At 32.3% G+C, this 9,150-nt stretch carries 11 protein-coding genes; 1 reads left to right on the top strand and 10 read right to left on the bottom strand.

Translation table 11 applies throughout. The annotated features are described in order from the left end of the window. From Q4Q55_RS08545 to Q4Q55_RS08525, 5 genes are all read right to left on the bottom strand, one after another. Positions 1-602, bottom strand: a 602-nt coding sequence (locus tag Q4Q55_RS08545) for a ribosome assembly factor SBDS (RefSeq protein ID WP_303372396.1), incomplete at its 3' end; no start/stop codon positions are given. Between the two features lie 30 nt (positions 603-632). Next, positions 633-1,409: an archaeal proteasome endopeptidase complex subunit alpha gene (psmA, locus tag Q4Q55_RS08540; RefSeq protein ID WP_303372395.1), complete on the bottom strand. Its 777-nt coding sequence runs from the start codon at positions 1,407-1,409 to the stop codon at positions 633-635. Between the two features lie 221 nt (positions 1,410-1,630). After that, on the bottom strand, positions 1,631-1,987 hold the full coding sequence (locus Q4Q55_RS08535; RefSeq protein WP_303372394.1) for an Rpp14/Pop5 family protein: 357 nt from the start codon (positions 1,985-1,987) through the stop codon (positions 1,631-1,633). Next, positions 1,977-2,711, bottom strand: a complete 735-nt coding sequence (gene rnp3, locus Q4Q55_RS08530; RefSeq protein ID WP_303372393.1) for a ribonuclease P protein component 3 — start codon at positions 2,709-2,711, stop codon at positions 1,977-1,979. The genes Q4Q55_RS08535 and rnp3 overlap by 11 nt, the downstream gene beginning before the upstream one ends. A gap of 47 nt (positions 2,712-2,758) precedes the next feature. Next, a complete protein-coding gene (locus tag Q4Q55_RS08525; protein WP_303372392.1) occupies positions 2,759-3,412 on the bottom strand; it encodes a zinc ribbon domain-containing protein in 654 nt (217 codons plus the stop codon). Positions 3,413-3,607: 195 nt separating this feature from the next. On the opposite strand from Q4Q55_RS08525, the gene Q4Q55_RS08520 reads away from it, so the two are divergent. Further along, on the top strand, positions 3,608-3,895 hold the full coding sequence (locus Q4Q55_RS08520) for a winged helix-turn-helix domain-containing protein (RefSeq protein WP_303372391.1): 288 nt from the start codon (positions 3,608-3,610) through the stop codon (positions 3,893-3,895). A gap of 1 nt (position 3,896) precedes the next feature. Here the strand turns inward: Q4Q55_RS08520 and Q4Q55_RS08515 are convergent, their stop codons facing one another. From Q4Q55_RS08515 to Q4Q55_RS08495, 5 genes are all read right to left on the bottom strand, one after another. Then, the gene (locus tag Q4Q55_RS08515; RefSeq protein ID WP_303372390.1) at positions 3,897-4,874 is read right to left on the bottom strand and encodes a zinc ribbon domain-containing protein; all 978 of its coding nucleotides are present in this window, start codon (positions 4,872-4,874) and stop codon (positions 3,897-3,899) included. A 3-nt stretch (positions 4,875-4,877) separates the two neighbouring features. Then, positions 4,878-5,765: a zinc ribbon domain-containing protein gene (locus Q4Q55_RS08510; RefSeq protein WP_303372389.1), complete on the bottom strand. Its 888-nt coding sequence runs from the start codon at positions 5,763-5,765 to the stop codon at positions 4,878-4,880. Positions 5,766-5,787: 22 nt separating this feature from the next. Then, a complete protein-coding gene (locus Q4Q55_RS08505) occupies positions 5,788-8,049 on the bottom strand; it encodes a DHH family phosphoesterase (RefSeq protein WP_303372388.1) in 2,262 nt (753 codons plus the stop codon). Between the two features lie 13 nt (positions 8,050-8,062). After that, positions 8,063-8,545, bottom strand: coding sequence for a hypothetical protein (locus Q4Q55_RS08500; RefSeq protein WP_303372387.1), 483 nt, complete (start codon positions 8,543-8,545; stop codon positions 8,063-8,065). 119 nt (positions 8,546-8,664) lie between these two features. Beyond that, on the bottom strand, positions 8,665-9,030 hold the full coding sequence (locus Q4Q55_RS08495; protein WP_303372386.1) for a desulfoferrodoxin family protein: 366 nt from the start codon (positions 9,028-9,030) through the stop codon (positions 8,665-8,667). Positions 9,031-9,150: the final 120 nt, after the last annotated feature.

Raw genomic sequence — 9,150 nt, 5'->3', positions numbered from 1 at the left:
CACGAACCATCTTGTTGCCATTCCTCATTGATGATTTCACCGAATCCATGAATAACAGAATAAGCACTTCCCGCAGCAGAACCAGGAAGTCTGACAGCAACTTTAGCTTTTTCAAATCTAATTGGAATAAGTGGCTTAATAGCTTTTAAGGCAGTTTGTACTTGTTGGTCAACTGAAGTGAATGGATCAAATTTTACTTTTGCTTCATCACAGGCATTTTCAATTCTCTGAACAGGATGAGGCAATCCATTTTGAGGATTAACAGCTTCCTTAGCAATTTTATTAATAACTAACTTCCGTTTGTCCTCTTGCATTTTTCTTTTTTGATCTGCAGTTAATTGAACAGTACCTTTTTCAAGTATAATTTTAGAAACTTCAATAGGATCTGTAGTTTCGAAAATTTTATTCATGGCTTCATCAGAAGCCTTATCTCCTTTTTTGGAGTCTTTAAAAATTTCTTCAACAGCTAAAAGATCTTCAATGGCAACATCTGGGCCATCAGGATTTCTAAAATCTGCTGCTAAATCAGGGTCAACCAATATTTCAAAATGTTCCCCACAATATTCGTATTTAGCAATAATAGCTTCATCAACATTTACCATTGAAACATCCCCCAACAAACAGTATGAAAATTATTCTTCGTCTTCTTCTACTTCCTCTTCAACAGTTTCTTCTTCCTCTTCTTCATCGACTAATATTTCATCAATGAATTTTTGTACTTCTTCACGAGGAATTTTTTCATATTTGCCGCTGTCTTTTTTAATCACGGCAATTTCAACATTGTTTGAAGTAGTATCATGATCTGTAGCTTCATTAATCGCAGTAATAGCTAAATTAATTGCTCCCTCCAATGTAATATCATCGTCGTATTTCTCTTCAAAAATATCCATGGCAGTAGATCTGCCGGAACCAATAGCTGTTGCTTTATATTCTATTAATGCACCGCTAGGATCGGTTTCGAACAGTTTGCATTTTCCGTCATATACTCCACCAATGATTAAAGCAGAACCAAATGGTCTTACCCCACCGTTTTGTGTATACAACTGCAACATGTCACATAATTTTTTAGATAAGCTTTCTACTCTAATTGGCTCACTGTAAGTGATTTTATTTATTTGAGCTTCCACTCTTGCTCTTTCAACTAAAGCTCTTGCATCTGCTACAAGACCTGAAGTAGCTGCTCCAATATGTTCATCTATTTTGAATATTTTTTCAATAGATGATGCTTCAACCAAACTAGAAGTAGTTCTTTTATCAACGGCTAAAACAATTCCTTCAGAACTTTTTACACCAATTGATGTAGTTCCTCTTTTAACAGCTTCTCTTGCATATTCTACTTGGAAAAGTCTTCCATCTGGGCTAAATACAGTAATAGCCCTATCATATCCAGCATTTTGTAAAGGTTGCATATTAATACCTCATATTTTCTAATAAATATTTTAATAAATATTAACTCTTAAATTCAACAACATAAAAAATAAAACCAATCTCCATGAATGGCAATTTTTACTTTTAATCACTACCAAGTAGTTTATTAAAATACTTTTTTTACACAATTTCCATAAATTCAATTGTTATTTATAATATATATTATTTATAAATGTTTCTATTTTAAACTAACAAAAAGTAATTAAATAAATCTGTGTGATGCATTAATAGTTCCGGACAAACCAATTGTTGAAATGGAAATCTTATCATTTTTATACCTATTCACCAATGCAAGTGAAGACCTAACCTCCTCATCATATCCCCGCTGGCATCTGACAATTGATTTGTAATTATAATAGCCATCACATTTTTCCAACTCATAAAAACGCATTACCCATAAATTAAAATTGGATGATTCTATTTCCCCTTGAAATCTAACACATGCATCCCAAACAACTGAAACAAATTCATCCTTGCCCATCGGATGAACGCTTTTAATGTCAACAGTCAAATACCTATTATTTTTGCGGAGCGTAGGCGGCAATACTTTAAGACCCATCTTTAATCCTCCTAACTCCTTTTAGAATCATCTCATCACGATTTTTATTAAATTCCAAAATATTTGAAGATACATTGAATGAGTTTGAAATTTCCAAATCACTCAAACCGGTCTGTTTGAAAAATGCAATGAAATCATGAGTTGTTTTAATATCAAAAATAGACTCTGCTCCTGAAGATAAAACCAAAGGAAAATCATATTTTCTATATAATGTATAAATATCTTTAAAATTAGCAATTACTTTAGCTCTATGCGCCAGATAACTTTTTAAAACATCCTTAAAACATAATTCAATAGCCACATTATTTTTTACAGCTTCTTTGGAAAGAACATGATTTATGCCACTATCATAACGCCTCAGGTATGGTCTTGATAGAACATCAATTTTAATGTTTTCCAGAGAGGCTCTATTCACTTTCAAATCTCCGCCCGCAACGCTGATACATGATGATTTATTTCTAAATTTATTTGCAATTTTTCTGATTTCATTGATGTTGTTTGATTTAATCTCTAAAGTATAATCAATGGAGATATCTTCTTCCAATTCCTGAATTAACTCTTTTTTAAAATTTAAAGCATTTAAAAAATCTTTTTGATTGTATGAAAAATTAATATGTTCCCAGCCATATCTGGAAGCTTGTTTTGCTAAGATTAAATTATCTTCAAAGCTACTGCCTTTAACATTTAAATCAAAAAACATAGTAGATACTTTATTATTCGGCATATTAATAATTTATCTAAAAAAATAAAAGAAAGTGATGTTAAAATCACTTACTGATATCTGTAAAATTCAACTTCCCAACTTACGGTCTCATAATAGTCTATAGTTAAGGACTCTGAAGTTGATGAAGTGTATTCAAATGAGTCAGACCTAGTTTCTACAGCACTAGTTGAACCCCAATCCACACCACCAGATGCGCCATTGGATCCGGTTACATATAAATGATTTGTGGCATAATTTTTTATAGGATAAGCTGAAAGCTTGACCATAATCTGACCTGCAGGAACACTTATAGTTTGTGAACCTGAACCTGAACCGGAATAACTTCCAATCAATTCCCATGATTTCGATTTGACTGGAGTTGACGAAGTAGTATGGGTTGATGAAGATGAAGACGAAGATTCAGAAGAAGTTGATTGGGAAGTAGTCTCACCATCACCAGAAGAATCTTGCTCCTGGACAGCTTGAGAATCATTATTTTGTACAACATCTGCTGAAGTTGAAGAGGAATTTGAGTTAAATGCAAAGAATCCTATGGCTGCAATAAGAATGATAATTATTACAACCAATGCAATAATGATGTATTTTGAATTATTGGACTCTGAAGTAATTGGATCTTTATCCAATTCAACTAATGACGTGCCGCATTTAGTGCAAAATTTTGCATTGTCTTTATTTTCAAAACCACACTGATTACATTTCATATTAATCAACAAAAAAACTTTAGTTAATATTACTTTTAACACAAGATATATATTAAATTTATCTTAATATTACATGCAATACCCAAAACATATGAAAGAAAACATATATAAATCCAATAGGTGTTTAAAGTACTTATAACAAAATGATAATATGTAATAAAAAATTTTATAACAGAAACAATAAAATAGTTTATTATGTCAAAAGAAAATGATGAACTTTTGAAATTAACTTCATATGTTCAAATTTCTAAATATCGGGAAAAAACATTGAAATCCATTGGAGATGATGTTAAGATACCAACTAACATTGCAAAAGATAGTGGAATCAGGACTAACCACATTTCCAAAGTGTTAAGTGAATTAAAAAGCAAAGATATTGTCGAGTGTATTAATGAAGAAGCTCGAAAAGGCAGATTATACCGATTGACAGACACTGGAAAAGAAGTATTAGACACTATTAAAGATAAAGAAAAAAAAGAATGATTTAGTTTGCTTCAATTCCCTCTTTAATGATTTCCAATTCTTCACGAACATCTTCTTTTGATGCTATTTTTAAAATATCATACAATAATTTTAGCAGAAGGCTATTTTTCATGTCCAATGAAAGACAATCATTGGTTTCAATATTTAATGAATCATTATTAGGAGAATTTAAGTCTTTCCTGTACTGCAGTTTTATCTCTTCTCTCAGATTCTCGTCAATATACTTTTCCAAATAGATTATAATTTCATTGGCGAATGTATTTCCGAAAATAATCATGTCATTTAAAGAACTTTTATCATAATCCAATTGTTCAATCAGATTATTGAATGACCCATAATTTTGATAGCCATAAGGAATGAATCTTCCTTCAACTGTATGGGCGCAATACTCGTTCATGATTTTAAATTCGGGCAATGTTAAAAAATACCAGACAAAACTCTGTATGGTGGAAGAAGTTCTAACATTGAAAACTTTACATAACAAACTTTCAATAATATCATACAATAAGTAATGTGCTAATTCATGGATAATGGTTGCAATTTGAATTGAATCCTCCAAACGGTCATCATAATAAATGCAGTTATCCAAAAAGATATATCCTCTTTCGAATCCTCTTGCTTTAGGTTTACACTGAGTGAAAACATTAGCTAGATTAATTATCTTATTTTTTGTGGTATTTCCATAAAGTTCACTATATTTAGCCCTTGCAAAAATAGTTGATAACATCTGCATATATTCTTCATTTGAGATTTTTGCATTCAATAACAAATCATTATTATAATCATTGAATAAAATGTCAAAATCATCAATTGTTATTGGATTTATCTGACTACCGCAGTTAATGCAATGATTTGCAATATCCAAGTTGGATTCTCCGCAATAAGGACAGATATGTTCTTCAACTAATTTATTGCCACAATGGATGCAATAATTGTTCTCCTTAAAATTTAAAGTTCCGCAAACATCACAGCTCCTCATAGTTTACCTCAAGGCTTTTTTAATATTTTTTAATGTTCGCCCAATAGAATTTTTACTTATGATTGTTCTTCTAATATTCTTACCGCAATTAGGGCAAAAGTCTGTGTTCCAATCAAGGAGTTCTCCACATGAACATATGAATTTTGATTTAATGACTCTCAATGGATTTAAAGGCCTTTCACAAACCTCGCAAAACTTAGAACCACTTTTATTAGTATGTCCGCAGATGCAAATAAAAACAGAATTCTCATTTCTTAAACTATTTCCACAACCTATACAATAATCGGAGGTAATCTCATTCACTGTTGAACATGTGCATAAAATTGAAACTTCAGTTGAAACACCATAATTTTTCAATGGAAGACCGCAGTTTTTACAAAATAGAGAAAACTTGTCATTTTCCTCACCACAAAAACAGAATATTGAATCTTCAAATTCTAAATTAAAATTACTGTAATTTTCTTGATTTTCATTTGGATTATGGCGTAATTGCTTTCCACACATATCGCAGAATATATTATCCTTTGGATTTACAGTACCGCATTCACATAGAATATTGCCTAGCTCAAATTTTGGTCTGGATTTATGTCTTAATATCTTGTCCAATTTACTTTCAGATCTTTTAACTCCACACATATAACAGTATTCATTGCTGACTTCATTCAGGTATCCGCAAGAGCATATTTCATATTTAAAATCTGTTTTTTTACTTTCGATGAATGGGGAAAAATCAATGTCCAAATCAAAAAATCCTATATTGTGAACAGGCGGAGTAAAAACAACCAAATAATCCTTTCCGGAATATTTTGTCTTACATCCGCAATTGGTGCAAAATGGTTCATTTTGAAATATTCTATGACCACATCTTCTACAGTAATTTTCTAATACCATGATAATCAGAATAACCAAATAACTAGTTTTTAGACATGTTTTCAATTTCTTTAACTATTTCTGATAAAACTTCTTCACCAAGCCCCTCAATATATTTTATGGAACCTGCACATTCATGGCCTCCCCCATCAATACCGGCAGATGGAACTTTTTTGGCTAAATTAGAGACAATATCATTTACATTAAATCCATATTCTTCATTTACAGCATCCGTTGCCCTAAATACTCCAAAATCAGGACCATGGCCTAATGTAACAATAGGTTTGTCATCACCCAACTCCCTAATTATTCTATCATGAACAAAACCGCAGGTTTTTCCAGGAGCAGGGAATGTGAATTTATGGGCGTATTTTTCAACATCCATCAGATTAAAGTAAATGCCATTTTCAAGTTGAGTTTTTTGAATATTAGGCAGTGCTGCTTTGAGTTGAGTATCAACCCTTTTCAAATATTCCTTGTATAACGCATTAATCATCTTTTCATGCTTATCTAAATTATCAACAGCCAAAATTGTATCCATTATTCCTCTACCATTCATGAATCTTAAGAAATATGCTTCAAAGTCAACGCATTCTGCAATCTGCGCCAAATGGTCTTTGCTAAATCCTTTCTCAGCAGCCAATTCCAAATATTGGTACACTTCACCAGATTCTGCATGATCCCCCAATGCTGCAACGGCCGGAAGATGTTTAATTAACCCTTCTACTGACGGATTGATGATATGTGCAACTTCTGTTGCAAGTGCCCCAGCAGTCAATTGTGAGTCCCCGCCCACCAAATAAGGATTTACGTGAGTGTCAACAAACTCATCAACAGCAACTGTTGCCCCAACAATTTCACCGTCGATTATTTCTTTGGTTAATAATTCTCCTGGGGAGTGGTGGTCTATTACAACAATTTCAATATCATAAATTTTTGCTTGCATTAAAGCTACAATATCCTCTTCAGTGGAACCATTATCCAAAAGGACTATAAGCGGTAATTTTTGACCATGCCTTTCCTGGTCTTCAAGGGCAAATGACAGATCTTTAACAACATCCTCTAACTCATAAAATGGAGCCTTACTTGGAGATCTTTTAAAATAATAATATTGGGCATCATTACTTGGATTTATTTCCTCTATTAATGGTATTAATGCTTTTTCCATTGCAACTCCCGCACAAATACCATCAGCGTCATTGTGGTGTCTGAGCAAAATTGTTCTTCCATCAAGGATTGCTCTTCTAATTTTCCTGGCGGCTTCCCTCATTTTTGGTTTAAGTCTGTTTAAAACATCACTCTTGACCAAGAAATCAACATCTTCAGGTTCAGCACGCTTGTTTAATGCATCATCAATCAAAGCTCGTAACTTGCGAGTGTTTTCCTCACTTAGTTTTGCCATTGAAGATGACTCTATTTGTGTCTTTCCACCATGTTCATTGACTTCACCAATAACCTGTACTGCATCACCCAATTCAATTTCTGGATATGACCTCTCACCTGCCTTATCAAATGCAGCTATTTCTGTAACTCCGCTTTCATCATTTATAATGAAAATTGTAGGACCGGAAGTTTGTTGAATCTGTTGAACTTCACCATCAATTCTAACAATTTTTCCCTTTTTCTCTTCCAGCTTTCCAATTAATGTTCGTGGAATTGATTTGGTCAATCTGATCAATCGGTATTTATCAACATAAGCAGGTGCCAGGTCAATTTTATTTTCTCTGGATTTTATTGCTGTAATAAATACAATAACCTCATCACCCACATTATACTCAGAGACATCCCCTCTCATAAGTCCCCAAACATTATTATTTAATGTTACAAAAGCACCGTAACGTTCAATCCTAGTAATCTTTCCTTTATATAATTTATCTTTATCAATATCTCGCATATTACACAGAGAATCCAATATATATACATCTCTTACTTGATTTTGGCGAGCAATATATTCATCATGCTTCATTTTCTCAACCTTTCTTTTTTCTTCACAATCAGGACATACATCATATTTTTCATCGATTAATTTTCCACAGTCCCTACATACATTAATCTGACCGGTTCCCCCACAATGAGGGCATTCCCCATAAACTTCAACCTGACCTTTTCCATTACATGTCTCACAGGGAACATCTTGTTCTGCACCCAAATCAAATTTTGCCTTTGCTTTGTTATTAACTCCTTTAAAATGATTTCCTACGTCAAAAGCATCATCTTCATAACCTGTTCCTCCACAGGCATCACATTCCTTATAATCCACAACAACAGACCCTATGCCTTTACATTTCGGACATTTAGTTTTCAATTTTATAACCTCATCAAATAATAAAATTCTCTTTAAATAAATTAGGATTCTTGCTAACTAATGAATCCCTTGCATCCCTATATTCCAAGGATTGATCCATAAAATCATTAGCTTCATAAGCATATTCAGTACCTGTATAATTATAATTTACTTCAAAACAATCAATTGCATCCTTTAATTTATCAACAGCTTGGATTTTTAATTCCAGCTCTGAAATAGCACTATTTATATAATCTTTATGGACCTGATTGACATCAGAAGTGAAATTGTCCTGCAAGAGATGTAATTTCTCGAGACTTCCATTATAATTATTTCCAGCAGACACTGCCTTATTCATTGATTCATCATAATTTTTATCATTGACTAAATTAACTGCTTCATTATAGTCACTATCTCCATTAACAATGCCATCACTAATTTCAGGCATTAATTTATTCATATTATCTACAGAACTGTCTATAAATAGAACTGCTGCAGAGATAATGAGCAAAATCAAAATAAAAATTATTAATTTAATATATTTAGACACGATATATGTTATATAAAATAAGTTATTTAAAATTTGTTATATTAAGAAAAAATAGAAAAAAGAAAGTTTAAAAATAAATTTTAAACTTATTCACTAGCCCAAAGGCCATGCAAGTTACAGAATGCACATGCTTTTACATCATCGGTTGAGTTGACTGTGAAAGTTGCTTCTGCAACATCTCCTGGTTTGAAGCATTTAGCGTATTGTTCATCACCTGCTTCAAGAACTATAAATTGAATGTAGTGGTCATCATCCATTGGGTGAGCAACTTCACCGACTTTAACGGTTACTTTATCACCATCTATTTCAACTACAGGTTTGTGTTTAGGAGCTTTATCTCCTTCGGTTTGTACTGGAATTTCAAGCATGTGGTCGTTGCATGTGTTTTCATCACCGACAGCTAAAACTTGAATAATACTTCCACATTCTTCACATTTTAATATTTTTGCCATATAAAACATCTCCTTATATAGTTAAAGATATTTTATCTTTTAAAGTATTTATTTATTATTGTAACCTATTGGGCACTTTCAAAAACTTGTGTGATTTTTTTCTTTTTCATTTTTTATGTT

This window comes from Methanobrevibacter sp., assembly GCF_030539555.1.
GTDB lineage: Archaea > Methanobacteriota > Methanobacteria > Methanobacteriales > Methanobacteriaceae > Methanocatella.
This window is presented reverse-complemented; position numbering and strand designations above follow the sequence as displayed.

Bases quoted from the DNA above. Each gene is read 5' to 3' on its own strand.
- psmA (WP_303372395.1), bottom strand. From the start codon at position 1,409: ATGCAACCTTTACAAAATGCTGGATATGATAGGGCTATTACTGTATTT.
- Q4Q55_RS08535 (WP_303372394.1), bottom strand. From the start codon at position 1,987: ATGGGTCTTAAAGTATTGCCGCCTACGCTCCGCAAAAATAATAGGTAT.
- rnp3 (WP_303372393.1), bottom strand. From the start codon at position 2,711: ATGCCGAATAATAAAGTATCTACTATGTTTTTTGATTTAAATGTTAAA.
- Q4Q55_RS08525 (WP_303372392.1), bottom strand. From the start codon at position 3,412: ATGAAATGTAATCAGTGTGGTTTTGAAAATAAAGACAATGCAAAATTT.
- Q4Q55_RS08520 (WP_303372391.1), top strand. From the start codon at position 3,608: ATGTCAAAAGAAAATGATGAACTTTTGAAATTAACTTCATATGTTCAA.
- Q4Q55_RS08515 (WP_303372390.1), bottom strand. From the start codon at position 4,874: ATGAGGAGCTGTGATGTTTGCGGAACTTTAAATTTTAAGGAGAACAAT.
- Q4Q55_RS08510 (WP_303372389.1), bottom strand. From the start codon at position 5,765: ATGGTATTAGAAAATTACTGTAGAAGATGTGGTCATAGAATATTTCAA.
- Q4Q55_RS08495 (WP_303372386.1), bottom strand. From the start codon at position 9,030: ATGGCAAAAATATTAAAATGTGAAGAATGTGGAAGTATTATTCAAGTT.